General features: G+C 44.3%; 23 protein-coding genes, 2 pseudogenes and 1 riboswitch. Of the genes and pseudogenes, 8 read left to right on the forward strand and 17 right to left on the reverse strand.

Features of this window, described 5'->3' with window-relative positions:
* Positions 1–11 precede the first annotated feature (11 nt).
* The 6 genes and pseudogenes from I2C87_RS05290 to I2C87_RS05315 all read right to left on the reverse strand — a co-directional run bounded on the left by I2C87_RS05290 (position 12) and on the right by I2C87_RS05315 (position 5,528).
* Positions 12–533 carry a dihydrofolate reductase family protein gene (locus tag I2C87_RS05290; protein ID WP_129270003.1) on the reverse strand — a complete coding sequence of 174 codons (522 nt, stop codon included), beginning with the start codon at positions 531–533 and terminating at the stop codon, positions 12–14.
* Positions 534–541: 8 nt separating this feature from the next.
* Positions 542–706: pseudogene (locus I2C87_RS05295) on the reverse strand (phosphorylase); the annotation flags it as partial.
* Positions 684–779 (reverse strand): annotated as a pseudogene (locus I2C87_RS10160) (bacteriocin); the annotation flags it as partial. The pseudogenes I2C87_RS10160 and I2C87_RS05295, both read right to left, overlap by 23 nt.
* Positions 780–809: 30 nt before the next feature.
* Complete coding sequence (cysE, locus tag I2C87_RS05305; RefSeq protein WP_129270001.1) at positions 810–1,427, reverse strand: serine O-acetyltransferase; 618 nt, start codon at positions 1,425–1,427, stop codon at positions 810–812.
* A 24-nt stretch (positions 1,428–1,451) separates the two neighbouring features.
* Entirely contained in the window at positions 1,452–3,668 is a 2,217-nt protein-coding gene (gene pnp, locus I2C87_RS05310) for a polyribonucleotide nucleotidyltransferase (protein ID WP_324250047.1), read from the reverse strand.
* A gap of 363 nt (positions 3,669–4,031) precedes the next feature.
* Positions 4,032–5,528, reverse strand: a complete 1,497-nt coding sequence (locus I2C87_RS05315; protein ID WP_229046232.1) for a hypothetical protein — start codon at positions 5,526–5,528, stop codon at positions 4,032–4,034.
* Between the two features lie 174 nt (positions 5,529–5,702).
* On the opposite strand from I2C87_RS05315, the gene pepF reads away from it, so the two are divergent.
* Both pepF and I2C87_RS05325 read left to right on the forward strand, forming a co-directional pair.
* Complete coding sequence (pepF, locus tag I2C87_RS05320; protein WP_048790003.1) at positions 5,703–7,499, forward strand: oligoendopeptidase F; 1,797 nt, start codon at positions 5,703–5,705, stop codon at positions 7,497–7,499.
* Positions 7,500–7,553: 54 nt separating this feature from the next.
* Positions 7,554–8,345 carry a DUF2785 domain-containing protein gene (locus I2C87_RS05325; RefSeq protein ID WP_048790002.1) on the forward strand — a complete coding sequence of 264 codons (792 nt, stop codon included), beginning with the start codon at positions 7,554–7,556 and terminating at the stop codon, positions 8,343–8,345.
* Positions 8,346–8,417: 72 nt separating this feature from the next.
* On the opposite strand, the gene trxA is transcribed toward I2C87_RS05325, so the two are convergent.
* The 4 genes from trxA to I2C87_RS05345 all read right to left on the reverse strand — a co-directional run bounded on the left by trxA (position 8,418) and on the right by I2C87_RS05345 (position 10,386).
* The gene (gene trxA, locus I2C87_RS05330; protein WP_048790001.1) at positions 8,418–8,732 is read right to left on the reverse strand and encodes a thioredoxin; all 315 of its coding nucleotides are present in this window, start codon (positions 8,730–8,732) and stop codon (positions 8,418–8,420) included.
* Between the two features lie 12 nt (positions 8,733–8,744).
* Positions 8,745–8,969, reverse strand: coding sequence for a DUF4649 family protein (locus I2C87_RS05335; RefSeq protein ID WP_003010037.1), 225 nt, complete (start codon positions 8,967–8,969; stop codon positions 8,745–8,747).
* A gap of 243 nt (positions 8,970–9,212) precedes the next feature.
* A complete protein-coding gene (rpsO, locus tag I2C87_RS05340; RefSeq protein WP_004193424.1) occupies positions 9,213–9,482 on the reverse strand; it encodes a 30S ribosomal protein S15 in 270 nt (89 codons plus the stop codon).
* A gap of 172 nt (positions 9,483–9,654) precedes the next feature.
* The gene (locus I2C87_RS05345) at positions 9,655–10,386 is read right to left on the reverse strand and encodes a pseudouridine synthase (protein ID WP_048790000.1); all 732 of its coding nucleotides are present in this window, start codon (positions 10,384–10,386) and stop codon (positions 9,655–9,657) included.
* Positions 10,387–10,555: 169 nt separating this feature from the next.
* Between I2C87_RS05345 and def the strand changes: the two genes are divergently transcribed.
* Complete coding sequence (gene def, locus I2C87_RS05350) at positions 10,556–11,170, forward strand: peptide deformylase (protein ID WP_048688441.1); 615 nt, start codon at positions 10,556–10,558, stop codon at positions 11,168–11,170.
* 292 nt (positions 11,171–11,462) lie between these two features.
* Here def and I2C87_RS05355 read toward each other — a convergent pair whose 3' ends face one another.
* Entirely contained in the window at positions 11,463–12,314 is an 852-nt protein-coding gene (locus I2C87_RS05355) for a mechanosensitive ion channel family protein (RefSeq protein ID WP_048789999.1), read from the reverse strand.
* Between the two features lie 148 nt (positions 12,315–12,462).
* Between I2C87_RS05355 and sstT the strand changes: the two genes are divergently transcribed.
* Positions 12,463–13,680, forward strand: coding sequence for a serine/threonine transporter SstT (gene sstT, locus I2C87_RS05360; protein ID WP_048789998.1), 1,218 nt, complete (start codon positions 12,463–12,465; stop codon positions 13,678–13,680).
* A gap of 29 nt (positions 13,681–13,709) precedes the next feature.
* Here the strand turns inward: sstT and I2C87_RS05365 are convergent, their stop codons facing one another.
* The 5 genes from I2C87_RS05365 to zapA all read right to left on the reverse strand — a co-directional run bounded on the left by I2C87_RS05365 (position 13,710) and on the right by zapA (position 20,222).
* A complete protein-coding gene (locus I2C87_RS05365) occupies positions 13,710–15,050 on the reverse strand; it encodes an alanine/glycine:cation symporter family protein (protein ID WP_048789997.1) in 1,341 nt (446 codons plus the stop codon).
* Positions 15,051–15,206: 156 nt separating this feature from the next.
* Positions 15,207–15,297, reverse strand: a riboswitch (glycine riboswitch).
* A gap of 137 nt (positions 15,298–15,434) precedes the next feature.
* Entirely contained in the window at positions 15,435–16,853 is a 1,419-nt protein-coding gene (locus I2C87_RS05370) for a C69 family dipeptidase (protein WP_154854503.1), read from the reverse strand.
* An 80-nt stretch (positions 16,854–16,933) separates the two neighbouring features.
* Positions 16,934–19,270: an endonuclease MutS2 gene (locus I2C87_RS05375; RefSeq protein ID WP_195324177.1), complete on the reverse strand. Its 2,337-nt coding sequence runs from the start codon at positions 19,268–19,270 to the stop codon at positions 16,934–16,936.
* A gap of 96 nt (positions 19,271–19,366) precedes the next feature.
* Positions 19,367–19,921, reverse strand: a complete 555-nt coding sequence (locus I2C87_RS05380; RefSeq protein WP_195324178.1) for a CvpA family protein — start codon at positions 19,919–19,921, stop codon at positions 19,367–19,369.
* Between the two features lie 10 nt (positions 19,922–19,931).
* Positions 19,932–20,222, reverse strand: a complete 291-nt coding sequence (gene zapA / locus I2C87_RS05385; protein ID WP_023024429.1) for a cell division protein ZapA — start codon at positions 20,220–20,222, stop codon at positions 19,932–19,934.
* Positions 20,223–20,375: 153 nt separating this feature from the next.
* Between zapA and I2C87_RS05390 the strand changes: the two genes are divergently transcribed.
* The 4 genes from I2C87_RS05390 (at position 20,376) to I2C87_RS05405 (ending at position 24,972) form a co-directional block, all read left to right on the forward strand.
* Positions 20,376–20,855, forward strand: coding sequence for a glutathione peroxidase (locus tag I2C87_RS05390; protein WP_195324179.1), 480 nt, complete (start codon positions 20,376–20,378; stop codon positions 20,853–20,855).
* A gap of 55 nt (positions 20,856–20,910) precedes the next feature.
* Entirely contained in the window at positions 20,911–21,801 is an 891-nt protein-coding gene (gene rnhC, locus I2C87_RS05395) for a ribonuclease HIII (RefSeq protein WP_195324180.1), read from the forward strand.
* 3 nt (positions 21,802–21,804) lie between these two features.
* Positions 21,805–22,443, forward strand: coding sequence for a signal peptidase I (gene lepB / locus I2C87_RS05400; protein WP_048715187.1), 639 nt, complete (start codon positions 21,805–21,807; stop codon positions 22,441–22,443).
* A 93-nt stretch (positions 22,444–22,536) separates the two neighbouring features.
* On the forward strand, positions 22,537–24,972 hold the full coding sequence (locus I2C87_RS05405; protein WP_195324181.1) for an ATP-dependent RecD-like DNA helicase: 2,436 nt from the start codon (positions 22,537–22,539) through the stop codon (positions 24,970–24,972).
* A 28-nt stretch (positions 24,973–25,000) separates the two neighbouring features.
* On the opposite strand, the gene dinB is transcribed toward I2C87_RS05405, so the two are convergent.
* Complete coding sequence (dinB, locus tag I2C87_RS05410) at positions 25,001–26,113, reverse strand: DNA polymerase IV (RefSeq protein WP_023027275.1); 1,113 nt, start codon at positions 26,111–26,113, stop codon at positions 25,001–25,003.
* Between the last annotated feature and the right edge of the window lie 150 nt (positions 26,114–26,263).

The raw sequence follows: 26,263 nt of genomic DNA on the forward strand, positions 1-26,263 counted from the left end.
CACTCCCTTCTTTATTTCTGACTTTTTCGGCTGAAAACCAGCTCTGCAAAAGGGCCAAATTGTCTGAGGCTATCCAGTTGATAAAAGCGCTGCCCTTCCTCTTGGGTAAAGAGGGGAACCCCCTTTCCTAGGATAAGGGGCGCTATCTGAATAATGAGGTGGTCGAAAAGATCCGCATCCAAGAGCGGTCCTACCAAGGAATTACCACCAATCACAAAGACATTTTTGCCTTTGTCAATCTGGCGAACAAAGTCCACCACATCCCCAGCTACTGGCTGGTAATTGCTGACAGGCAGGTGCCTATCATGCGTAAAGACATAGTTTTCCGTAGCTTGATAAAAACTTTCTACATCTTGCAAATCTTGGATTTCCTCAAAGGTCCGCTTACCCATGATGGTGATATCCATTTGCCTGTAAAAGTCATCATAGCCTGTATCCTCTATAGAAGCAAGCTGATGCAGCCAGTCTATCCTGTGCTGGCTGTCTGCCAAGTAGCCATCCATGGTGATACAGCCGTAAAAATAAACTGCCATTCTTGTAGTTACCTTTCTAGTTCCTTTGCTATTGTCAAAGCGATAGTGAAAAAAGTCATGGCATCAGCTGTCCGCTCTTCATGGCGGGCACCCCAGGTTCGGTTATGATGATCTACATAGTCAGCTGTGTAGAAGAACTGATAGACTTTACTCTTGCGAAATTGACTCCAAGCCTTCTTTCAGTTCAAGGACTACCTGGTTCAAAATAGCATCTGGTAAATCTGACAGGTCGGTTCCTCCTGTCATATTTCACTTCGATAACTTTTCCAACCTTTTCTAAAGACTTGATGAATGGTGACTGGCTTCCTTGGCGTGCTCCATCTTATTCACGTAGTATTCACGCTTTTCTTCTTCCTGGTGAATGATTGGCTCATCCTTCTTACCGTGAACACGAACAATCTTGGCAGGAACACCGACAACGGTCACATCACTCGGTACATCAGAGACTACCACTGCCCCTGCTCCTACTTTGGCCTTGGCCCCAATCTCAATCGGGCCGATGACTTGAGCATGAGCGGAGATCAAAGCTCCTTCACGAACCGTTGGATGACGCTTCCCTGTATCCTTTCCAGTTCCACCGAGCGTCACCCCATGGTAGAGCATGACGCCTTTTTCAACAATAGCTGTTTCCCCAATAACGAGGCCCGCTCCATGGTCGATAAAGACACCCGAAGCAATTGTCGCACCTGGATGGATTTCGATCTGGGTCCAAAAGCGCCAGAACTGACTGTGCATCCGAGCTAGAAGCTTAAAGCCATGATTCCACAAAAAGTGAGAAACACGGTGAGCAGCTAACGCTTTAACGCCTGGATAGGTCAAGAGGACCTCCAGCGAGGTACGTGCTGCTGGGTCATTTTCTTTTACAATATCAATGGTTTCACGCCACCATCCCATACCGTGCTCCTTTCTTTTAAATGCTTATTCTTTCGTTGCTTCGCCTGAATCTTTGGCAAAATCTTTTCTAGGTTTGTGGTGACGAGGACGGTCGCCATGACGATGACCCTTCTCACCTTTTTCTTCCGAATGTTCTGTTTTTGGCGGACGTGGCAAGAGTGCTTTCATAGAAGCATCGACACGACCTTTTTCATCAATCTTGATAATCTTGACATCCACTTCATCACCAATAGCTACCAGGTCTTCGACACGGTTGGTGCGAGTCCAAGCCATTTCAGAGATGTGAACGAGGGCATCCGTCTTGTCAAATAGGTTGACAAAGGCACCGAATTTCTCGATACGCACAACTTTAGCATGGTAGACTTCGTCCACTTTAGCTTCACGAACCAAACCAGCAATGATTTCTTTAGCGCGGTTAATAGCAGCTTGGTCGCTCGAGTAGATAGACACGTTTCCTTCTTCATCGATATCAATCTTAACGCCTGTTTCAGCGATGATTTTATCGATGGTTTCTCCACCTTTACCGATGACAATCTTAATCTTGTCCACATCAATCTTGATGGTATCAATTTTCGGAGCAGTTGGAGCCAATTCTGGACGAACTTCTGGAATCGTTGCTTCAATCACGTCAAGGATTTCAAAACGAGCTTTCTTGGCTTGGGCAAGAGCTTCAGTCAAGATTTCCGCAGTAATCCCTTGGATCTTGATATCCATTTGAAGGGCTGTAATCCCGTCACGCGTACCTGCAACCTTAAAGTCCATGTCTCCAAAGTGGTCTTCCAAACCTTGGATATCTGTCAATACGGTGTAGTTGTTTCCATCTGAAATGAGACCCATAGCAATACCTGCTACTGGCGCCTTAATTGGCACACCACCAGCCATGAGGGCAAGAGTTCCCGCACAGATAGATGCTTGAGATGAAGAACCATTTGATTCCAATACTTCTGCTACCAAACGGATGGCATATGGGAATTCTTCCAAGCTTGGCAAGACTTGAGCAAGGGCACGCTCACCGAGAGCACCGTGACCAATTTCACGACGACCAGGTGCACCGTAACGTCCAGTTTCCCCTACAGAATATTGTGGGAAGTTGTAGTGGTGCATGAAGCGTTTCTTGTACTCAGGGTCTAAACCATCGATGATTTGCGTTTCACCCATTGGTGCCAAGGTCAAAACAGAAAGGGCTTGCGTTTGTCCACGCGTAAAGAGACCTGAACCGTGAACGCGAGGAAGGTAGTCCACTTGTGCATCCAACGGACGAATTTCATCGACCTTACGACCATCTGGACGAACCTTGTCTTCTGTAATCAAACGGCGCACTTCTGCGTGTTCCATTTGTTCCAAGATTTCAGCCACGTCCCGCATGATACGGTCAAATTCTTCGTGGTCTGCATATTTTTCTTCGTAAACTGCTGTGACTTGGTCTTTGACTGCTTGAGTTGCAGCTTCACGCGCCAATTTTTCTTCAACTTGAACAGCTTTTTGAAGGTCGCTGTTGTAGGCTGCAATGATTTCAGTTTGCAATTCAGCATCCACATGAAGCAATTCAACTTCTGCTTTTTCCTTCCCAACTGCCGCAACGATTTCTTCTTGGAAGGTAATCAATTCTTTGACAGCTTCGTGTCCTTTAAGAAGGGCTTCCAACATGATTTCTTCTGACAATTCTTTGGCACCAGACTCTACCATGTTGATAGCGTGCTTAGTACCAGCTACTGTCAATTCAAGAAGCGATTGCTCTGCTTGCTCTTGAGTAGGGTTGATGATGATTTGGCCATCAACATAACCTACTTGTACCCCAGCGATTGGTCCGTCAAATGGAATATCTGAGATAGAAAGTGCCAAGGATGAACCAAACATCGCTGCCATTGGGGCAGATGCATTTTCATCGTAAGAAAGGACTGTGTTGATGACTTGCACTTCATTACGGAAACCTTCCGCAAACATTGGACGGATTGGACGGTCAATCAAACGTGCTGTCAAGGTCGCATCTGTTGAAGGACGTCCTTCACGTTTCATAAATCCACCAGGAAATTTCCCAGCCGCATACATTTTTTCTTCGTAGTTGACTTGAAGTGGGAAGAAATCCCCAGTTGCCATCTTCTTAGACATAACGGCAGCAGTCAAGACAGTTGACTCACCATAACGCACGACAACAGAGCCATTGGCTTGCTTAGCAACCTGACCAGTCTCTACGATCAACTCACGACCCGCAAAAGTCGTTTGAAACACTTGTTTTGTCATTGTAATCCCCTTTGGATTGATAAAATTATACGACTTGCCTACAAAAATCAGGATACAAAGGGCGTGAAGAATCCCGTATGAAAATAGGAGATTGACGCAGTGTGCCACGCACACCAGGAAATCTATCTTTTTCACTAGGGATTTAGCCCGTGTTCAACTATCAAGATACTAAGGCCACCCAACTCAACGAGATCGGGATTTCAACAGCCTTTCTGTATGTTATATCCTCATCTTTGTATCCAAGCACGTATAACCTTTATTTTACCATATTCAAGCCCAAAAGAAAAAGGCTTTAAAAGCCTTTTTCGAGGAATATTTGATTTCCACTTATTTTAAAATTCTAGAGCTAGATATAGCTACCGTCTATTTTCCATTCCACACATTTTCTTTACTAACGACATAGAATCGCGTTTTGTGTTCTCCACCTGAATAGTCTTTCTTGCTCCGCTTCAACACATAGCGCTCAAAAGGTTGAGAAGAGGTCTTAACTCTAGTTGTTACTGTAACTGTATCATTCTCAACGACCCACTCATCTGCTGAAGGAATAACAACCTCTGGGCCAGCACCTCTACGTCCACCTGGAACGAATTCAAAAAACTTCTTATCTTTCGAAGAGTATATCCATCCTTGTTTTCTTTCTTTCGCAAGTTGAATTAATTGATCTGTAGTCATAGATTGAATGGATTCTGATGTTTCTTGAGCTTCCAATTTTTTAATGACATCTGTAAGTTGATAGGTACCTGGAGTATAAGTATTGAAATAATCTAAAAACATGCCTTCTGTATAAGAATAGATACCGCTATGATCATTTGATAAATCTAATATAAAGGTTGGTTTGACCAATCTAGAATACATTAAAGAATAGCCATTCTCTACTACCGAGTGGATATCCTCTTGATCTTCCGCACTCAATCCTTTAACAGTAGATGCATTTCCCCCTTCCACTCTCGTCGTAAACTCAAGCGCGATCCAGCCTTGGCCAGATTGGAGCTTGCCCCAGGTATATCCATCAGCTGTAACCGTCTCAGTTATCGTGTAAACACCTTGCGGGATCATCCCGACTTCTTCCCCCTTGATCGATGCTTCTTTACGAATTCGAAGATCTGAAACTGCTACACGGACTTGGTAACTATTTGTTTGCTGCTCTGAGGTACTTGCTTGGCTGATCGCCTTCTTCCCAGTCTCTAGTTCTTTCCATCCAAATTTTGCTTGATCCAATTCTTTTGCTGTAATCCCTAAGGCTTTTTCTGGCTTCTGACCGTCCCCATTTTTAATTTGGATCTTATTGACAGTCTCCAGCTTTCCTTTTTGGAACTTGTAATGGATCAAATCTACTTCTGGTTGAAGAGACGAAAAGCTAGCATAAATGACCGAGCCATCCTCAAAAATTTGAAAACTTGAACGAGAGCCACCAGAGGAAGCCACAAAAGCTGTATGCAACAATTCTGGTTGCTGGCCTTTCAGATAGTAGATTGCTGAGACTGTTTGGCCATTCCCAATCAAGAGTTCGTCCCGCCCATCCTTATCCAAATCTGTATAAAAATAGGAAAGGTTAGGTTTACTACCCAGAGTTTGAAGATATATGGCATAGACATACTCATCCGATTGAGGATCTATTTCTTTTAGTTTGGTCTCTAGACCTGCACTATCACCTGCTTCGATCGCCCTAGAGTAGGCCTGGTAACGCTCAAGCACTGTTTGATAGTACTCATGCCCAGACGATGCTTTTTTGGAATTTTTTCCATCTGTTACTTCACTTTGAGCTGTAGAGGGTTGCGTCCGAGGACGTCGCTTAGGCCCACATGCCACCAAGGTTAGCAAGGTCATCGCTACCAAGCTAACTTTATAGAATTTCTTCATCGTATACTCCCTAAAACTTTCTCCACTTTATTATACCAAAAGAAGGTAAAAAAGCTAGAAAATCCTTGGCTTCTTATTGGATCCAGCTAGCTTTGATAAGTTCTCCTTTCACCTATCATTCTCCCCTATTTTCTGCTATACTGAGTATAGTTATTTGATCAAAAGGAGAACACTATGGAATTAAAAAAACGTTCTGAATTTCCTGAGAACGAACTCTGGGACCTCACAGCCCTCTACCAAGATCAGGAAGACTTCTTGCGCGCCATTGAAAAAACACGCGAAGAAATCAATGAATTTGTCCGCAACTACAAGGGCAAGCTCCACACTTTTGAAGACTTTGAAGCTGCCTTTGCGGTCTTTGAACAAATTCAGATCCAACTCAGTCACATTGGCAACTACAGCTTTATGCCACAAACGACTGACTTTGGCGATGAAGCTTTTGCGGAAATTGCCCAAGCGGGGATGGATTTCGAAACTTGGGCGAGCGTCGAACTTTCCTTCTTTGATGATGCTTTGGTAGAAGCGGATGAAGAAGTCCTCGAACGCCTCGGGCAACTCCCTCACCTCACTTATGCCATTCGTCAGGCTAAAATTAAAAAAGCCCACTACTTGGGAGCTGATGTGGAAAAAACTTTGACCAACCTGGGTGAAGTCTTCTACGGACCACAAGACATCTATACCAAGATGCGGGCTGGCGACTTTGAAATGGCTGATTTTGAAGTGGATGGAAAAGTCTACAAGAATAGCTTTGTCACCTATGAAAACTTCTACCAAAACCATGAGAATGCGGAAGTCCGTGAAAAAGCCTTTCGTTCCTTCTCAGAAGGTCTCCGCAAGCACCAAAACACGGCTGCTGCTACCTATCTAGCTCAAGTTAAGTCCGAAAAACTGATCGCAGATATGCGAGGCTACGACTCTGTCTTTGACTATCTCTTGGCTGAGCAGGAAGTGGATCGTTCTATGTTTGACCGTCAGATTGACCTGATCATGAAGGATTTCGCTCCAGTCGCTCAAAAATTCCTCAAACACGTAGCCAAGGTCAATGGTCTTGAGAAAATGACCTTTGCCGATTGGAAGTTGGATTTGGACAGTGCGCTCAACCCAGATGTTACTATTGATGATGCCTATGACTTGGTCATGAAATCTGTGGCACCCCTTGGAGAAGAATATTCCCGTGAAATTGCTCGCTACCAAACCGAACGCTGGGTCGACTTTGCGGCCAATGAAGGCAAGGATTCCGGTGGTTATGCCGCTGACCCATACCGTGTCCACCCTTATGTCCTCATGAGCTGGACAGGACGCATGAGCGATGTCTACACCCTGATCCACGAGATCGGACACTCTGGTCAATTCATCTTCTCAGACAACAACCAAAGCTACTTCAACGCCCACATGTCGACCTACTATGTGGAAGCTCCTTCTACCTTTAACGAGCTCCTCCTCAGCGACTATTTGGAACACCAGTTTGACGACCCTCGTCAAAAACGCTTTGCCTTGGCTCACCGTTTGACAGATACATACTTCCACAACTTCATCACCCACTTGTTGGAAGCGGCTTTCCAACGCAAGGTCTACACCCTGATTGAAGAAGGTGGTACCTTCGGCGCTAGCAAGCTCAACAGCATCATGAAGGAAGTCCTAACCGAATTCTGGGGAGATGCCGTTGAAATCGATGATGACGCAGCGTTGACCTGGATGCGCCAAAGCCACTACTACATGGGGCTTTACAGCTACACCTACTCAGCTGGCTTAGTTATCTCAACAGCGGGATACTTGCATTTGAAGAACTCCGAAAACGGAGCCAAAGATTGGCTGGACCTTCTCAAATCAGGTGGTAGCAAGACACCACTGGAGTCAGCTATGATTATCGGAGCAGATATCTCGACTGACAAACCACTTCGCGATACCATTCAGTTCTTGTCTGATACGGTTGATCAGATTATTGCTTACAGTGCAGAATTGGGAGAATAAACTCCTCTACAGCTAACTCTAAAATAAGCTAGTAATAATGCAGAGGTGCTAGTGATGTATCAAGAATTACAAAGTAAAGTGACAGAAGAAAAACCAAGCTATCGTCTAGAAGAAATCCAGTGGTTGTTGGAACATTTAGGAGACCCTTCACCAGAAATTCGCGATAATCTTGTTTTTACAAGCTTGGCTAGAGGGATTCAAGAAGAACTCTTCACACAAGAACAGTTTCATTTCATTTCTGAGACGATTATATCCGATGAAGGAGTAGAAAAAGAGATTGACAAGATTGGACTATCGACACTTGATCGTTCTTTTAGAGCACTGATTTATGCCAATCTCTTGTCTGCAGATGCCAACCAACAATCGATTTTTTATCAGGGATTAAAAGCTGAAATCCGCAATGTAATTTTAAATCAGGGCTTGCACTATCTTTTAAAAGAAAAGGATACAACAGGTTTTTCTAGCCAGTATGGTTGGGTTCACGCTTTTGCGCATGGAGCTGATCTTTTGACAGAAGTAGTTTGTCATCCAGACCTTCCTAATAACAAAGTTCACGAAGGATTGAACATACTTGGACAAATCTTTAAAAGAATTTCAATTCGTTTTACCGATGATGAGGATTGGCGTTTAGCTAGAGTGCTCTATGAACCTATTTTGCAAGGGAAAATCGAGCAAGAACAAGTAGCTTCTTGGATAAAAACGCTTGACTTTCCAATAGAAGAAAGGGAAGATTTTTATAAATTTTCCAACCTTAAATCCTGTCTGTTAGAAGTCTATATTCAACTTGATCAGAGAGACTTTTTACAAGATGAGTTGAAAGAGGCCATTCAGTCTTTTCAATACTAACTGTTGCACTTATTCTTGCAATTTATCATATAAAAAAGCACTCCCATTTTATTAATGGGAGTGCTTATGCTTTTAACCCAACTCAGCCACAATAGCCTTGATTTGTTCTGCAGTGTGAACACCAGCAACTTGTTTAACCACTTGTCCATCTTTTTTGAAAAGAAGAGTAGGGATAGACATAATGCCGAAAGCACGCGCTGTATTTGGATTTTCGTCAACGTCCATTTTAACGATTTTTAAGACATCTTCTGAAAGTTCTTCAGACAATTTATCCAAGATTGGTCCTTGCATACGACATGGACCACACCAGGTCGCCCAGAAGTCTACCAAGATCAATCCTTCTTTCGTTTCTGCTTCAAATGTTGCGTCTGTAATTGCTTTTGCCATTGTTTTTCTCCTTTAGTTTTTGTATTGATCGAGGTCTTGCTTCATCAAATAGAAGAAGACATCTCCGTAAGTTCCATGGTAATCGAGTTCGTGCCCATTATAGGTCAATTTTTGTACAGGATAGTAATCCGCTACACCGATCAAGCAGGTCTGTTGGGAGCGTTCAAATTCTTCATAGGAATCAAAATGCATGACTCTTTCTTGTTTTGCACCATCTAGATATGTAATATCAATCATATCGATAACCTCTATTTCTTAAGATGTGTCTATTGTAACTCTGTTAATTACATCTGTCAAACAAAACGACTTACTCAGAATCATGAATCTTGTCCGAAAAAAGATAACAAAAAAGCCCTCTGAATTCAGAGGGCTCCATTCTTGCTGTATAAAACGTTTCTAGACAAGGCGACGAACCGAAGATTGTACTGACGGTACATCGAGGCGAAGTCAACGAAGTATAGAAACGTTTTAGACGCAAGATTAACGACGAAGTCCAAGAGAGTTGATCAACTCACGGTAACGGTTAACGTCGTTCTTACGAAGGTAAGCCAACAAGTTACGACGGCGACCGATTTTCTTCATCAAACCACGGTAAGTAGCGTGGTCTTTTTTGTGTTGTTTGATGTGGTCGTTCAAGTGGTTGATTTCCCAAGTAAGGACAGCAACTTGTACTTCTACTGAACCAGTGTCACCTTCGTGACGTGCGTATTGTGCAATGATTTCATTTTTTTTCTCTTTTGAGATTGCCATGATAAGCTCCTTTTCTTTATGCTCTATCCGAGTGGCAGGTTTGGCATAGCCCGCTACCAAGAAAGAGTTAGTTGTCTATTCGACCTATTCATTCTACCAAGATTTCATCTTTCTGTCAAACACTTCTGCTTTTTCCAACAGAGTTCTTCAAACCCAAGACTACAATGACTTCTCAATATAGGTTGACCCGAAAGTCAGTTAAGAGCTTTATTTCTTCTGCTGTCAATCTACGCCACTCCCCTAATTCGAGACTAGGATCCAAGCTCAAGGGCCCCATGGAAATCCGCTCGAGATCGGTGACTTCCTTGCCACAAGCTGCGACCATGCGCTTGACCTGGTGGAATTTTCCTTCAGCGATGCGGATCTGAACCAAGCAACTATTAGCTTCTCGATCAACTTCCAACATTTCCAACTCCGCTGGCAGGGTGGTGAAATCCTTCAATTCTATTCCTTCTTTGAAGCGGACGACATCTTCCTGGGTCATGATGCCAGCTACTTGGGCACGGTAGACCTTGTCCACATGTTTCTTAGGCGATAGCATGGCATGAGCCAACTTACCATTATTGGTCAAGAGGAGTAAGCCATGGGTATCGATATCTAGCCGTCCGACAGGAAAGACTTCCTTGTGTCTGGCCGTGTCATCTAGCAAATCTAAGACTGTTTGATGGCGGTCATCTTCCGTTGCTGAAATGACCCCTTTGGGTTTATTGAGCAGATAGTAGACAAACTCTTCATGGAATAAACTTTCTCCCAGATAGGTAACTTGATCCTTATCTGGATCAATATGGACCTTGGCAGAGGTTTCTATCTTTCCATTGACCTGTATCTTTTTTTGCTTGAGGACTTGCTTGACTTCTGTCCGACTTCCCACTCCACAGTCCACTAAATATTTATCTAGACGCATGCTTGCCTCCTTCATTCTTCTTATCATTATACCATGAACCGGACTAGGTTTCTTTCCTTTTCTACTTTACAGTCCGTCTAGTTTGTTAGCCCCTCAAGCAATTGGGAAACTTTCATTCTAGAAGGAATTATGATATGATGGTTTCTAGAAAAAAGGAGTGAATGAGAACATGTCTGCAATCGAAACTATTACAAAAGCTGCCCATCTAATTGATATGAATGATATTATCCGCGAGGGCCACCCAACTTTACGTGCTATCGCTGAAGAGGTCACTTTCCCACTGTCAGATCAAGACATTATCCTAGGGGAAAAAATGATGCAGTTCTTGCACCATTCGCAGGATCCTGTCATGGCAGAAAAATTGGGTCTTCGAGGTGGAGTTGGACTAGCGGCCCCTCAGTTAGATATTTCTAAGCGCATCATTGCCGTTCTCGTCCCAAATCCAGAGGACGAAGAAGGAAATCCTCCAAAAGAAGCCTACTCCATCCAAGAAGTCATGTACAATCCTAAAATTGTCTCCCACTCAGTCCAAGATGCGGCTCTAGGAGATGGCGAAGGGTGTCTCTCTGTAGACCGCAATGTTCCTGGTTATGTAGTCCGCCACGCGCGCGTAACGGTAGACTACTATGACAAGACCGGAGAAAAGCACCGTATCAAACTCAAAGGCTACAACTCCATTGTGGTCCAACACGAAATCGACCACATCAATGGCGTTATGTTCTACGATCGGATCAATCCGAAAGATCCTTTCGCTGTCAAAGATGGCATGCTTATTTTAGAATAAGAAAAAAACATAGATCTTTTACAATGGAGACAAACTATTGTTTTACATAAAAACAGTTAGATGATTACCAAAAAATGACTTTTATTTTTTAGTTATTTAAGAAGATCAAAAACTTTCCGCTGTGAGAAAATGCCTGAAACATAATTGTTTCAGGCATTCAGAATTATTGAGACCTTAGGCTCAATAATTAGTCATGGAACTTTGAAAAAGTTCGCTGACGTCCGTACTCACCTAAGGAAAGTTTTTCAGAAGACTTTATCTTCAATCTGAAAGACCAATAGGTCTTTTTTTGTTAGGGTGTGACAGAGAAAGTGGTTGGAATCTCGATGCCATTTTGTAAGAGGGCATCATGATAGAGTTTGTAATAAAGATGGTAAATGGCCACTTGGCTTCCCGACTGGACCATCATGGCGACGCGGAAGGAATAGCGACCCGTTCCCTTTTCGATTTGAGGCCCTAAAATCGTCGGACCATCTAAGATTTCTGGGTGCTTTTGAGCTTGTTCATCATTGACCTGCTGGAAGATTTGATAGATCTTGTCTAAGTCAGTTTGAGCAGAAATCGGCATATCAATGAGGACGCGCTGGTTACCCCGAGAGAGATTGCTGACAACCATAATATTGCGATTGGGTACATAATGCAAGGTCCCATCTGCGTCTCGCACCTGAGTCGTCCGAATGCCCACACTAGAGACGGTTCCAGCGATGGTAATCGGACCATTGGTCAAACGAACGGTATCTCCGACGTCTATCTGACGTTCCAGAAGAATAAAGAACCCATTGACCAAGTCTGATAGGAAGCCCTGTGCTCCTAACCCAATGGCAACCCCTGCAATTCCAGCACCTGCTAAGAGACTAGAGACTGGCAAGCCCAAGATAGAAAGAATCCAGTAGATCAGGATAAAATAGAGGCAGTAATTTAACAAACTCTCTACCAGCCTTAAAATAGTATTCCTACGCGCTTCGTCTTGGCCTACATAATTCAGAGACGGCTTCAAGATGCGTTTCACCAAACTATGGATTAGTTTTTTTGCAAGAAAAAATAAAACGAATAAAATAGCTAACGAAATCAATTTCGAAACCAATTCATCCATGATCTTGGCCCAATCAAACTGACTGACATAGCGAGAAAAAATGTTTTTCATACCTTCTATCACTCTCCTTCTCTCTTTTCCTTGTTTGATTATATCAGATTTTAGCCTTTAGAACCAGCAACCTCATCCTATACTCACCTTGATTATCAAACTTATCTATCGTATAATGGACGGTAAACTTTCAATAAAGGAGGTCCTCATGGTTAAACGACTCATTCAAACTTGGAATAAAACCAACCTGATGAAGCGGATTGCAATCGGAATCTTCGTTGGAGCCCTTTTAGCTCTGCTACTTCCTAAAGCATCTGCAATTGGTCTATTAGGGGAAATCTTTGTAGGAGGCTTGCGAGCTATTGCTCCTCTTCTAGTCTTCGCCCTTGTCGCTAACGCCCTCTCCCAGCACCAAAAGGGAACTCAAACCAATATGAAATCAGTCATTGTCCTCTACCTCCTGGGAACTTTTGCGGCAGCCTTGGTAGCGGTCCTGGTGAACTATCTCTTTCCTATTACCATTTCTTTAACAGGAACTAGTGCTGAAGGAACTTCTCCCGATGGACTAGGGGAAGTCATCAGCAACCTTCTCTTAAAAATCGTGGACAACCCGCTCAATGCCCTTATTCAGGCTAATTATATCGGGATTCTATCCTGGGCCGTCGTCTTTGGTGTTGCTATGAGAGAAGCGAGTGAGCACAGCAAGGACCTCCTTCAAACCCTGGCAGATATAACTTCCAAGATTGTCGAATGGATCATTAACCTTGCGCCATTTGGGATTCTTGGCTTGGTCTATACAACGATTGCAGGACAAGGATTTGATGGACTTAAAAGCTATGGCCTCCTCTTACTTCTCTTGGTTGGCACCATGTTCTTCGTCGCTCTAGTCATCAACCCGATTTTTGTCTACATCATGATTCGCAAAAATCCTTATCCGCTCGTCTTCAAATGTCTACGAGTCAGTGGACTGACCGCCTTCTTTACTAGAAGCTCTGCTGCTAACATCCCTGTCAATATGAAGCTATGTAAGGAACTGGGTCTCAATCCTGATACTTACTCGGTCTCTATCCCTCTAGGATCTACTATTAATATGGCCGGAGCTGCCGTTACCATTAATACCTTGACCCTTGCTGCTGTCAACACCTTAGGCATTCAGGTCGATTTTGGGACTGCCCTGGTCCTCAGTGTCGTAGCAGCTGTTTCAGCCGGTGGGGCTTCTGGAGTAGCCGGTGGCTCCCTCCTCTTGATTCCTGTCGCTTGCAGCCTCTTTGGTATCGACAATGATATCGCTATGCAAGTGGTTAGTGTAGGCTTCATTATCGGTGTTATCCAAGATTCTTGTGAAACAGCCCTCAACTCATCAACAGACGTCCTCTTTACAGCCATTTCTGAAATGAAAGATTGGCCCAAAGAAAAACGCTATTAAGACAGAAAGACCAGATCACACGATCTGGTCTATTTCTTTTTCTTAAAATATCGTTTGCTTTCCTTTAGAACAATAGGCGATAAGGCTAACAAGGCGATGAGATTCGGCAAGGCCATCAGTCCATTCACAATATCAGCAATGATCCAGACCAACTCCAACTGAAGAAAGCCTCCTACTCCCACCATCAGGATAAACAGAAGACGGTAATAGGGAATGAGTTTGACACCCGCCAAAAATTCGACACAGCGTTCACCATAATAAGACCAACCCAAAATGGTCGTCGTCGCAAACAAGACCAAACAAAGAGTCAGAATGATCCCACCGATGTGGCCAAAGGTCGAGATAAAGACCTGTTGGGTCAAATCACTCCCAACTTGCCCCACTGTTGTCCACTGGCCAGATACTAAAATAGCTAGACCAGTTAGGCTACAAATAATTATGGTATCGATGAAGGTCCCGGTCATAGAAATCAAACCTTGCTCTACTGGCTCTTCCGTCTTCGCCGCAGCTGCTGCAATCGGTGCCGATCCCAGTCCTGACTCATTGGAGAACACTCCACGCGCCACCCCTTTTTGAATCGCCTCTTTCACCAAGGCTCCAGAAAAACCACCTATAGCCGCGGTTCCTGTAAAAGCACCTTGGAAAACTTGAGATAGAACGGTCGGCACTTGGTCCAGATTCAAGACAATAATGTAAACTGTCGCGAAGATATAAGCTGCAGCCATAAAAGGAACCACCTTTTCGGAAACCTTGGAAATCCAATGAATTCCCCCAAATATAACAGCCGAAACGATTCCTGCAATGACCAGACTAGCGACTTGAGGGGAAAGTTGAAAACTAGTCTTCAAAGCGCCCGTAATGGCATTCACCTGGGTCATGGTTCCAATCCCAAAGAGAGCCACCAAGACACCTGCCAGGGCAAAGAAGATGGCAAGGGGACGCCATTTCTCTCCCATCCCATGGAGAATATAGTACATGGGCCCTCCTGAAATATGACCATTGTCATCCTTGGTCCGGTAGCGAATGGCCAACAAACCTTCTGCATACTTGGTCGCCATCCCAAAGAAGGCCGCCATCCACATCCAAAAGAGGGCACCTGGACCTCCTGTCTGAATAGCTGTCGCTACTCCGACAATATTTCCTGTCCCAACTGTCGCCGCCAAGGCTGTTGCCAAGGCTCCGAAGCTAGAGATATCCCCTTCTCCTTGATCTTCTGTAAAAATGAGCCGAAAGGCTTGGGGTAAACGAAAAACTTGAAGCAAGCCCAAGCGGAAGCTCAGATAAATCCCAGTCCCCACCAAGAGGATCAAAAGGGGAGCCCCCCAGACCACATTATCTACTTGTTTAAAAAATGCCAGCCAATTTGTCATCCTTATCTATTTCTCCTTTTATCATTTGTCTAGCTTTAGAAAGGGATAGCCATCCACTTCCTCCACATCATCTATCCAATCATCCAAGGAGAAAAAGAAAGAGCACATGTCAAAACATGTACTCTGGTGCTCCAAATAAAAACCAAAAAGGCTTCTATCTTTTGCTCTGTCCTTTTACCTGAGAGTTTGAGTAGAATGCTCTACCTTGCCCCTTCGGTGCCTTTACGGTCTCTCCAGAGTTCCGTCCATTTCACAGTCATAGGAAGGCCCTACTTCTGAAAAACTTCATCCGGTATGATGTTCAATTTGTTCTATTTTAGCATAATTTGAAAAGAAGGTCAATGTTTTCAGAAACTACCCTGAAAATAGTACAACTTAACCCAACTAGTCACTCAAAGAGAAATGGTTGGTCATCAGGTTGCTAGCATCCAACAAGACCTTATCCAATAAGCGATCCGTCGCTTCTTGAATCTGATCACTCATTTCCTGATTTTCTCTTTCGAAATCAACGGTTTGTCCTGCTGCCAAGGCTTGATCCACTCGTCCAATCCGGGCATGCCCAAGTGCCATAGTACTTTCTTGGTAATCTTCTAAATCTCCAACATGATGACTATAGTGGGCATCTGCCAGACCAGCAATGATCCGATTGGTCCAATAGAAGGAATCTGTCGTCACTTTTTCTGTCGTATTGGCAAAATAATCCGGTGTCGTATCGACCTGGGTAAAGAATGGAACCGCCGTATTAAAAGGCATAGACCCATAGCAAAGCCATTGAATCCCGGTTGTCTCTTGAGGACGATTTGGCCGCAATTGGAGAATGGCCGTCTGGCTGGTCCGGTTAATGCCAATGGTACGGAAGGTCCGACGACTATGACTATCCCCTTCTAAACCGTAAGGATCATAGGCTGAATCCTGGTAGTGACTGCTGAGGACATATTTGACATCTTCAATCGTAATCTTGCGGTAAGGTTTTTGACACCAAGGAAGGAAGAAGGAACGAGGATCTTGCTCCACTTCTGGGTTGAGGAACCGTTGAATATCCCAAGCCCGTGGTGTATTGTAATGACGATCCTTGTCTCGTTGGCTCCCAAAAGCATAACGAGGGTTAAAAGACGAACCGTCAAAATCCAAGGCCAGGTGATGGCGTTCCACAAAATCTTTCAAATCTGGATTACACAAGAACTCTTCTGGGCGATCAAACTCAAAGCGATCACTTCCCAATTGATTGGGATTGGTCACATAGGCATCGTCTGGAACACGGCGGGCCATCCAGTGATGACCTCCGATAGTTTCCAACCACCAGATTTCATGGACATCGCTGATAGCCACTCCATTAGACTCATAGGTTCCGTATTCCTCTAAGATTTTCCCCAAGCGAAGCACTCCTTCTCGGGCAGTCTGGACATAAGGAAGAACCAAGGTCAGCATGTCTTCCTCCCCAATGCCACTTTCCACCAGAGGATCCGCACCCAAGACCCGGCTATTGGTCGTAATGGTCTCTGTCTCACTCATGGCCACATTGTAACGATTGATCCCTGCTTCTCCCCAGATACCATCCTTAGGAATAGCATCTGGAACAGCTGTGTAACGAACAGGGTTATCAGGCAGGTCTATCTCAAAAGGAGATAGGACCGACCGATAATGACGAGGCTGGTCCTCAGGTTGAACAACGATAAATTTCTTAGGGGTAAACACTCCATTTTGAGAGTCTTCCGTGCGAGCTACAATGGTTGAACCATCATAACTGGCATCTTTTCCGACGAGTATAGTAGTACAAGAATCGGACGAACGATTAGGGGTCATATACTTTCCTTCTTTCCGTTTAAACTGACTGTATTATAGCAAAAAGCGTGCCTGATTAAAAGGCACGACTGACTCTTTGCTTATTTAAAGGTCACAATTGTCGCTCCGCTTCCTCCTGCATTTTGAGGAGCGTATTCGAAGCTTTTGACATGCTTATTGCGACGGAGGTACTTGGTAACTCCTTCCCGGATGACCCCAGTTCCTATACCGTGGATGATATCGACTTGGGCCATATTATTGAGAAGGGCTTGGTCGATAAAGCTGTCCAATTCTTCCATGGCTTCCTCATACCGTTTGCCACGAAGGTCCAATCGAGCCCGAGGCCCGTTGGTGTTGGAACGTTTGACTACGTGGACCTGGCGTTTTTTCGGTTGTGAAGCATCTTTTTCAGCTTTTAACAGATTAAATTCTTTTTCTTCCAAGGTCATCTTGATTAGTCCCACTTGGGCTTCCCAACGACCATCCTTGAGCTGCTTAGTAAGACTTCCTCTTTGCCCATAGCTGATGACCAAGATCTCGTCTCCTACTTTTGGAGCTCGGGCTTTTTTGGCCTGTTTCAAGACCTTGTTTTTTGATAGGTCGACCGTTTCTGGAGCTAATTTCTTCAACTGAGACTTAGCCTCAATAATTTCATGGGGCTTGAGTTGTGATTTGGCATGGAGACCTTGTAAGATCTGGTCGCTTTCTGCTAGAGCCAGATCTACAATTTCTTGCGCTTCTTTACGCGCCTTGTTAAGCTCTGTCTCCCGCTCTCGGATCAACTCATTATACAATTTCTTGAGGACACGGTTGAATTTTAGATTTTCCTGTTCGACATCTCGGATGGAGTCGAGGCGTTTGCGACTTTCTAGGGTCTGAGCTTCCAACTTTTCAATGATGCGGTTGACATCCCGATCTTGATTGGTCATCCCCTGCGCTTGACGAACGATCACTTCTGATAAGCCTAGACGACGAGCGATCTCAAAGGCATTAGAACGTCCTGGTACCCCCTGCATAAACCGATAGGTCGGACGCAAGCTGCCCGTATCAAATTCCATGCTGGCATTTTGAACACCAAGGGTTTCAATCCCATAGGCCTTAAGTTCTGGATAGTGGGTGGTTGCCATGGTCTTGATCCCTCGTAAGCGGAGATCTTCTAGAATGGCAATCGCTAGTGAAGCCCCTTCTTGGGGATCCGTTCCAGCTCCCAACTCATCTAGCAAGACCAAGGATTCCTCATCGACCTGCTCCAAAATAGAGACAATATTGGTCATGTGACTGGAGAAGGTAGATAGGCTCTGCTCGATCGACTGCTCATCCCCAATATCAGAGAAGATTTGCGTGAAGACAGCTACCTTACTCCCAGTATCTGCTAGGATTGGCAACCCTGACTGGGCCATTAATTGGGCTAGTCCTAGGGTCTTCAGCATGATGGTCTTCCCACCCGTATTCGGTCCTGTAATCACAATCTCTGTAAGGTCTTTGCCAAAGTGGATATCATTGGGAACAGCCTTCTCGATCAAGGGATGGCGAACCTGCAGAAGCTGAATCTCCCCTTGAGCTGACAAGGCTGGAATGGTCCCTTTTCGATCCTGTAAAAAGCGATGTTTGGCACGAACGAGGTCAATATGACCGATTAGCCAAGCATTGTTCCGAATTTCCCCCGCATGAGGCCGAAGGAGATTTGAAATTTCTTCCAAGATCCGGAGCATCTCGAAGCGTTCATCCGCACGATGGTTGGCAATTTCTTCATTAAGATTGACGACCGCTCGAGGTTCGATATAGACAGTATTCCCACTAGCAGAAATATCGTGAACTACACCGGCAATCCGATTGCGGTAGGTGTTTTTGACTGGCAAAACATTTCGTCCATTCCGACTAGCTACGACCTGATCAGCCAGCATTTCGGACTTGCTCTTCAACAATTCTTGCAGAATATCTCGCACTTGATGTTCATTCTCTTGAATCCGTCGACGGATTTTAGCCAAAGCTTCGCTGGCAAAATTTTCGATAAATCCAGCCTCATTAATGGCATGTAAACTTCCCTGCAACTGTGGAAGATCGACTAGATTTTCAAAAATTCGATCCAGTTTTTCCAAGCGGACATTTTCTAATTCATCATAAAAATTTCGCAATTCATGAGTCACGCGCAAGACTTTCTTCACCGCTAACAATTCATCAATATTGAGCGATGTTTCCAATTCTAAACGTTTGGTCACCGGACGAATTTCTTGAATGGTGGGCACGCTGAAGTGCGGATGCTCCACAAATATCTGAGCCATATCCGCCATCTCAAGAAAGGCAGTTTCAATTGCTTCTTTTTTTGCAAGTGGGGCTAATTCCTGCAACTCCACTTCGCCCTGCTCCGTTTGCAAATAGGGCTCTACTAAGTTTTTGACTTTTTGAAACTCTAAGGTTTCGAGAATTTTTTGATTCATGTTTCTCCACAACAGAAAAGGAGGCTGATTTTGGTCTGAGCCTCCCCTTCCTTTCTATAATATCTCTCATGAACTTTTACACATGATGAGAAGTGATTACGCACCTAAGATTTTAACAACCCAAAGTTGTTTCAAGAGGCCTGCTGTAAGGGGGCTATATTGCACCATAAATCGAATGAGGAAACTTCCATGGAGCCGATCTTGAATGGCTGCCATGGGGATGGTTGATAAAATCGTGAATCCCATTTGCAGAACAAAGTAAGTCACCAAGACAGCTAAAACACCACTGGCAATCTGAAACGGAAACTCCTCCCATTTTTCAGGCGTTGGAATCAAGGGAATAAAGAGTCCAATCACTCGACCAATCGCATAGACCAAAACAAACAAGATGAAATAAGCCAAACCAGCGTAAAAAACTTTGTCTAAGTGAAAGAGTTGGTCCGCACCATAAAAATAGGTTTTTGAAGCTTGTGTTGCACTCGAAAATGGGATCCATAGACTAATGGTTTTTGCCAAGGACTGATAGCCTGATCCTGCGACCAACATGGCCACAATCATGGTGAAAAAATAATATCCTTGAAGCAAAATCCCTCGTGAATACCCAATATAAAAACTCCAAGCTAGGATGAATAAAATCAGGATTGAAAACATGCAACTCCCCTTAATTAGATGATCTACCGACCAGGCCATCTAGGGCCTTGCGACGAAAGTCTTCCAATTCTTTTTCCTTATCGTCAAACTCAATCTCACGACTCAATTGTGTTGATAAACTATTGATTGCTAGTAAAATAGCCAGGGTCTCATCATCAGCAGCTGGCATTTGTTCTTTAATTGCTTCATATTTTTCCTTCGCGACCCGTTCAACTTCCTCCATGAAGAGATTATCATGATTAGTTGTGAGAGTCAGCGATTTATTGCCGAAAGTAAATTTGTATCTATTTAAGCTGGACATAAAAAATCACCTCACGATATTATATCAAAATCTAGCCTGCTTGTCAGTAGAAAAATCCCCTTCCTATAGGAGATACTGGAGGCAGTAGGCCACGGTTTATCTTTTTTCTCCCCAAGCATGATACAATAGAGAAAGTAGGAAAGGACGTGTAAAATGACTATCTATGATTTCACCGTAATGGCCCAAGATTGGAGCCCCTTCTCCCTCGAAGCATATCGAGGCCAAGTACTCCTCATCGTCAATACAGCAACTGGTTGCGGTCTGACGCCTCAATACCAGGGATTGCAAGAGCTCTATGAGCGCTACCAAGATCAAGGATTTGAAATCCTCGACTTTCCGTGCAATCAATTTATGGGCCAAGCGCCGGGTAGTGCGGAGGAGATTAATCAATTTTGTAGCCTCCATTACCAAACCAGCTTCCCACGTTTTGCAAAAATAAAAGTCAATGGGAAAGAAGCAAGCCCCCTCTACCAATGGTTAAAAGAACAAGCTAGTGGTCCCTTGGGCTCCCGCATTGAATGGAATTTCGCCAAATTCTTGATCAATCGCCAAGGCCAAGTCATCCACCGCTTCTCTTCAAAAACTAATCCTCAAGCAATTGAAACTAGCCTAAAAGAAGTTCTTTCAGACTAAATTTAGCTGGTCTTTTTCTGGCCTTTCATCTAGCTTTTATGATACAATAAGGGCTATGGAAACAATTACATTGTCCCCTCAAAACGAGGACATCCAAGCATTTGTTCGTCAGCACCAAGACCACCTGCTACCTTCAAAAAATCCTTATATCCGTTATTTTTTCAAGGCACCTGGTGCAACCATTTCGATTTACACATCAGGAAAGGTTGTCCTACAAGGTAGTCAGGCGACGCGCTATGCTGCCTTCTTCGGTTACCAACAAGATCCGATAGACCAAGCACTTGCCGGACAAGACTTCCCCTTAATCGGGACGGATGAAGTCGGAAATGGCTCTTACTTTGGAGGGCTTGCCGTCGTGGCTTCACTGGTCAGCCCGGAGCAACATGCCCACTTAAAAAGTCTAGGAGTTGGGGATTCTAAGACCTTAGATGATCAAAAAATTCGAGCTCTCGCACCAATCCTCAAAAAAGAAATCCCGCATCAGGCCTTACTGCTGACACCTAAAAAATACAATCAGGTCATCGCCTCTGGCTACAATGCGGTATCTGTCAAGGTTGCTCTTCACAATCAAGCCATTTTTTTGCTCTTGCAACAAGGGGCAAAAGCTCAAAAGATTGTAGTCGATGCCTTTACGACCAAGAAAAACTATGATCGCTATGTTCAAGCAGAAGCGAATCAGGTCCCACAAGTCGTCACCCTAGAAGAGAAGGCCGAAGGAAAATACCTGGCGGTAGCTGTGAGTTCCATTATTGCCCGTGACCTCTTCCTCCAAAATCTGGAAGATTTGAGTCAAGAACTCGGCTACACCCTTCCTAGTGGAGCTGGTACGCCCTCAGATAAGGTAGCTGCTCAACTATTAAAGGCCTATGGCATTCAAGCCCTTGACTACAGTGCCAAACTTCATTTTAAAAATACAGAAAAAGCAAAAAAATTGATAGAAAGATAAAGCATGAAACGTTCAAAAAAATCAACTAATCCAGTCCGTTCTTTCCTGAAAGAATGGGCGCTCTTCGGCCTCATTATTGGAGGCATTATTCTCTCTCGTATTTATCTGTGGACGCCTGTCCGTGTCGATGGCCATTCTATGGATCCGACCTTGGCAGATAGTGAATACCTTCTCGTTATCAATAAACTGCCTATCGACCGTTTTGATATCGTGGTCGCTAGTGAAACAGAAAATGGAAAAACCAAAGAAATCGTTAAACGGGTCATTGGACTCCCTGGTGAAACCATCGAGTACAAAAACGATGTCCTCTATATCAACGGCAAAGAAACTGACGAGCCTTACTTGAAAGACTACATTCAAAAATTTAAAGAAGATAAATTGCAATCAACCTATTCTGGAAAAGGGTTCGAAGAAAATGGAGAGCTCTTCCGCCAAATGGCACAGATTGCCGAAGCTTTCACCGTTGATAAAGATGGAAGTGCGACCTTCACGAAAAAGCTCTTGGATGATGAGTATCTACTCCTTGGTGATGATCGAATCGTTTCAAAAGATAGCCGCCAGGTGGGGGCTTTCAAGAAGGAACAAATCAAAGGGGAAGCCGTCCTTCGCCTCTGGCCACTCCTTCCATTCCAGACGTATTAACCCATGATGAGGTTGGGACTCTTGTTCCAATCTCTTTCAATATCTTCATGAGAGATAAGCTCTCTCAGACCATTACTTAAAAGGAAACTCTGCATGGAATACTATTTCTCAGGAACCATTGAGCGGGTCATTTTTGAAAATCAAAGTAGTTTTTTCCGTATCTTATTGTTGGATATCAATGATACAGATGCAGAGGACTATGATAACTTTGAAATTATCGTCACTGGAACGATGGCAGATATCGTCGAAGGAGAAGATTATACCTTCTGGGGAGAACTGGTCCATCATCCGAAATATGGCCAACAGTTGCAAATGAATCGCTATGAACGAGCCAAACCCACTAGCAAAGGCTTGGTGAAATACTTTTCTAGCGACCATTTTAAAGGGATCGGACTCAAAACGGCCCAAAAGATCGTCGATCTCTATGGTGAGGATACCATTGATAAAATTCTGCAAGCACCTGAAAAGCTAGCCTCCATCTCCGGACTTTCTAAAAAGAATCGCGAGGCCTTTGTCGAAAAACTACAGCTCAACTATGGTACGGAACGGGTCCTCGCCCAACTTGCTAACTATGGCATCCCTAATAAACTAGCCTTCCAAATCCAAGATTTCTACAAGGAAGAAACCTTGCAAATCGTCGAATCGGCTCCTTATCAACTGGTCGAAGATATTCAAGGCATGGGCTTTAAAATTGCTGACCAATTAGCAGAAGAATTAGGGATTGCCAGTGATGCACCTGAACGCTTTCGAGCTGGACTGGTTCATAGTCTTTTAACCCTCTCCTTAGAAACAGGGGACACCTACGTTGAAGCCAAAGAATTGCTCCAAGCCACCATCCAACTCTTAGAAGCATCTCGTCCAGTCGAGCTCGATCCAGCCAGCGTCGCCCAAGAATTGGCCAGTCTCATCGAAGAAGACAAGGTGCAAAATATTGACACCAAGATCTTCAACAACAGCCTCTTCTTTGCGGAAGAAGGGATCCGAAGCCATATCGGTCGCCTGCTAGAAAAAGGAAAGCAAGAATCTTTCGACCCAGAAAAAATCGAACAAACGATTGATGACATTGAAGATGAACTCCACATTCACTACGACCCCATCCAACGGAAGGCTATCCAAGAAGCCATCCAGCAAAAAGTCTTTGTCCTTACAGGTGGACCAGGAACGGGGAAAACAACTGTTATCAATGGGATCATCGGGACCTATGCCCGCCTGCACCAATTAGACCTTCGCAAGAAATCTCAATTACCAATCCTCTTAGCTGCTCCAACTGGTCGAGCAGCCCGTCGAATGAGTGAACTGACGGGCCTTCCGAGCGCCACCATTCATCGTCACTTAGGAATGACGGGAGACGACGACACGAGTCACTTGGACGATTATCTTGATGCGGATTTTATCATTGTCGATGAATTCTCTATGGTGGATACTTGGCTGGCCAATCAGCTTCTCAGCAATATCTCTTCCAATACCAAACTCTTAATTGTTGGTGATGCTGATCAGCTTCCTTCTGTGAGTCCTGGACAAGTCTTGTCCGATCTCCTACAGATTCCCAGCATCCCTCAAGTCAAACTGGAACATATCTTCCGTCAAAGTGAGGATTCGACCATCGTCACTCTAGCCAGTCAGATTCGCAAAGGCCAACTGCCTCCTGATTTCACAGAGAAAAAACCTGATCGTTCCTACTTTGAAGCGCCAAGTGAGCTCATCGCTCCCATGATTGAAAAAATCACCAGCGCTGCCCTTCGCAACGGTATTCCGGCTCGAGACATCCAGGTCCTCGCTCCGATGTATCGAGGTTCTGCAGGCATTGACCAGATTAACAGTCTCATGCAAGAGCTTCTCAATCCATTAGAAACGGATGCTCTATTCTTTCAAGCACTGGACTGCCAGTATCGAAATGGTGACAAGGTCATCCACCTGGTCAATGATGCCGAAAGCAATGTCTTTAACGGTGATATTGGCTACATCACCGACCTCTTGCCAGCTAAGTATACCGAATCCAAGCAAGATGAACTCACCATCCAATTTGATGGCAATGAATTGGTCTACCCCCGCAATGAATGGTACAAGATTCGTTTAGCCTATGCCATGAGTATCCATAAGTCTCAAGGGAGTGAATTCCCTGTTGTCATCCTTCCCTTGACCAATCAGAGTCGGCGCATGCTCCAACGTAATCTGATCTACACAGCCATCACCCGCTCCAAAAGCAAGCTCATTCTCCTAGGAGAATACACTGCATTTAACTTTGCGACAAAGAATACTGGAACTGCTCGCAAAACCTATCTGATTGAGCGTTTTTCGGATGGAACCCCTCAAGGTAGAGACTCTGCCTCACAGAGCCCTGTCCACCTGGAAGAGCCCATAAAAAAAACAGAGCCCCAAAGGGAGCCCCTCTCAGTTGAAAACCACTCTGACTCACCTGCTTCCCCAGCCTCTCAACAAGGCTATCGATTAACAGAGGACAACTACTTAAGCATTAATCCCATGATTGGCCTCACAGAGGAAGAAATTCAAGAATTCTTCAAAAACTAGCTAAAAATTCCCCGTAGGTCAAGTATACCTACGGGGTTTCTTCTATTAGAGATCCTTCATGGGTTTCCCGAGACTCGGAAGAAAAATTAGTGAGGGTCACCCCTAAAAGGCGAATACCTGAGGAGTTACTTTCTAGGCTCTGGTAGAGCTCCTGGGCCAGTCTCTGAATGACTTTAGGGTCTCTGGTTGCTTCCTCTAAACTTCGTCTCTTGGTCAAGGTCGTAAAATCGGCATAACGAATCTTGAGCACCAAGGTCTTACCAATTTTCTGATGCTTGGCCAAACTGTTCGCTACCTTTTCAGATAGGTTGGCTAATTCTTTTAGCACATCATCCTCGGCCACCAGCAATTTTCGGTAGGTGCGTTCCTTCCCAATGGACTTGCGAATACGATTGCTCTTGACAGGACTGTTATGGATCCCCCGAGCCTTTCGATAAAGATCAAAACCAAAGCGACCGAAGTGATCGATGAGAGTCATTTCCGGCACTTCTAAGAGATCTGCACCTGTATAAATTCCCAAATCATGAAGCCGCTCCACTGTCCGTTTTCCCACACCATGAAACTTAGCTACATCTAGCTGACTTAAAAAATCTTGAGCTTGCTCGGGTAAAATAACGGTTAGTCCTCGAGGCTTCTGGTAATCACTGGCAATTTTTGCAAGAAACTTATTGTAGGAAACTCCGGCAGAAGCAGTCAAATGCAATTCATTCCAAATATCATGCTGAATCAAGCGAGCTACCTTGACAGCAGACTGAAGACCAAGCTTATTGTTGGTCACATCCAGATAGGCTTCATCAATGCTCATGGGCTCAATCAGATCGGTGTAGCGTTTAAATATTTCTCTGACTTGGAGACCAACAGCCTGGTACTTCTCGTAGTTGCCAGGGATGAACACTGCCTGAGGACACCGTTCATAGGCCTCTTTGGAACTCATAGCCGAATGGACCCCGTATTTTCTGGCTTCGTAATTGCAAGTCGATACCACTCCTCTTCCACCAGACAAACGGGGATCATGACCAATGATGACAGGCTTTCCCTTCAATTCTGGATGGTCGCGCTCTTCAACGGACGCAAAAAAGGCATCCATATCGATATGAATGATCTTACGACTCGTATCATTTACTAAAGGAAATATGAGCATGGGCAACCTCCTCTTTCATTATATCCCTATCACCGATTTTTTCCTACTAATTTTCACTTTCCTCAAGACAAAAATATAATACAGTTTATTCATCTGTGCTGTTCTGTATTATAAAAGAATCCAAAATCTTTTTGCTATTCCCTTTGTGAA

The sequence above is a fragment of the Streptococcus sp. 1001283B150225_161107_H12 genome (assembly GCF_015552665.1).
In the GTDB taxonomy this organism is placed as follows: Bacteria; Bacillota; Bacilli; order Lactobacillales; family Streptococcaceae; genus Streptococcus.

What these genes read in the sequence shown, in the direction of transcription:
- sstT (WP_048789998.1), top strand. Translation starts at nt 12,463, where the DNA reads ATGGTTAAACGACTCATTCAAACTTGGAATAAAACCAACCTGATGAAG.
- I2C87_RS05365 (WP_048789997.1), bottom strand. Translation starts at nt 15,050, where the DNA reads ATGACAAATTGGCTGGCATTTTTTAAACAAGTAGATAATGTGGTCTGG.
- rpsO (WP_004193424.1), bottom strand. Translation starts at nt 9,482, where the DNA reads ATGGCAATCTCAAAAGAGAAAAAAAATGAAATCATTGCACAATACGCA.
- zapA (WP_023024429.1), bottom strand. Translation starts at nt 20,222, where the DNA reads ATGTCCAGCTTAAATAGATACAAATTTACTTTCGGCAATAAATCGCTG.
- pepF (WP_048790003.1), top strand. Translation starts at nt 5,703, where the DNA reads ATGGAATTAAAAAAACGTTCTGAATTTCCTGAGAACGAACTCTGGGAC.
- I2C87_RS05375 (WP_195324177.1), bottom strand. Translation starts at nt 19,270, where the DNA reads ATGAATCAAAAAATTCTCGAAACCTTAGAGTTTCAAAAAGTCAAAAAC.
- I2C87_RS05380 (WP_195324178.1), bottom strand. Translation starts at nt 19,921, where the DNA reads ATGTTTTCAATCCTGATTTTATTCATCCTAGCTTGGAGTTTTTATATT.
- I2C87_RS05355 (WP_048789999.1), bottom strand. Translation starts at nt 12,314, where the DNA reads ATGAAAAACATTTTTTCTCGCTATGTCAGTCAGTTTGATTGGGCCAAG.
- lepB (WP_048715187.1), top strand. Translation starts at nt 21,805, where the DNA reads ATGAAACGTTCAAAAAAATCAACTAATCCAGTCCGTTCTTTCCTGAAA.
- I2C87_RS05335 (WP_003010037.1), bottom strand. Translation starts at nt 8,969, where the DNA reads ATGATTGATATTACATATCTAGATGGTGCAAAACAAGAAAGAGTCATG.
- rnhC (WP_195324180.1), top strand. Translation starts at nt 20,911, where the DNA reads ATGGAAACAATTACATTGTCCCCTCAAAACGAGGACATCCAAGCATTT.
- I2C87_RS05390 (WP_195324179.1), top strand. Translation starts at nt 20,376, where the DNA reads ATGACTATCTATGATTTCACCGTAATGGCCCAAGATTGGAGCCCCTTC.
- I2C87_RS05325 (WP_048790002.1), top strand. Translation starts at nt 7,554, where the DNA reads ATGTATCAAGAATTACAAAGTAAAGTGACAGAAGAAAAACCAAGCTAT.
- trxA (WP_048790001.1), bottom strand. Translation starts at nt 8,732, where the DNA reads ATGGCAAAAGCAATTACAGACGCAACATTTGAAGCAGAAACGAAAGAA.
- dinB (WP_023027275.1), bottom strand. Translation starts at nt 26,113, where the DNA reads ATGCTCATATTTCCTTTAGTAAATGATACGAGTCGTAAGATCATTCAT.
- pnp (WP_324250047.1), bottom strand. Translation starts at nt 3,668, where the DNA reads ATGACAAAACAAGTGTTTCAAACGACTTTTGCGGGTCGTGAGTTGATC.
- I2C87_RS05315 (WP_229046232.1), bottom strand. Translation starts at nt 5,528, where the DNA reads ATGAAGAAATTCTATAAAGTTAGCTTGGTAGCGATGACCTTGCTAACC.
- I2C87_RS05290 (WP_129270003.1), bottom strand. Translation starts at nt 533, where the DNA reads ATGGCAGTTTATTTTTACGGCTGTATCACCATGGATGGCTACTTGGCA.
- I2C87_RS05405 (WP_195324181.1), top strand. Translation starts at nt 22,537, where the DNA reads ATGGAATACTATTTCTCAGGAACCATTGAGCGGGTCATTTTTGAAAAT.
- I2C87_RS05370 (WP_154854503.1), bottom strand. Translation starts at nt 16,853, where the DNA reads ATGACCCCTAATCGTTCGTCCGATTCTTGTACTACTATACTCGTCGGA.
- I2C87_RS05345 (WP_048790000.1), bottom strand. Translation starts at nt 10,386, where the DNA reads ATGCGTCTAGATAAATATTTAGTGGACTGTGGAGTGGGAAGTCGGACA.
- cysE (WP_129270001.1), bottom strand. Translation starts at nt 1,427, where the DNA reads ATGGGATGGTGGCGTGAAACCATTGATATTGTAAAAGAAAATGACCCA.
- def (WP_048688441.1), top strand. Translation starts at nt 10,556, where the DNA reads ATGTCTGCAATCGAAACTATTACAAAAGCTGCCCATCTAATTGATATG.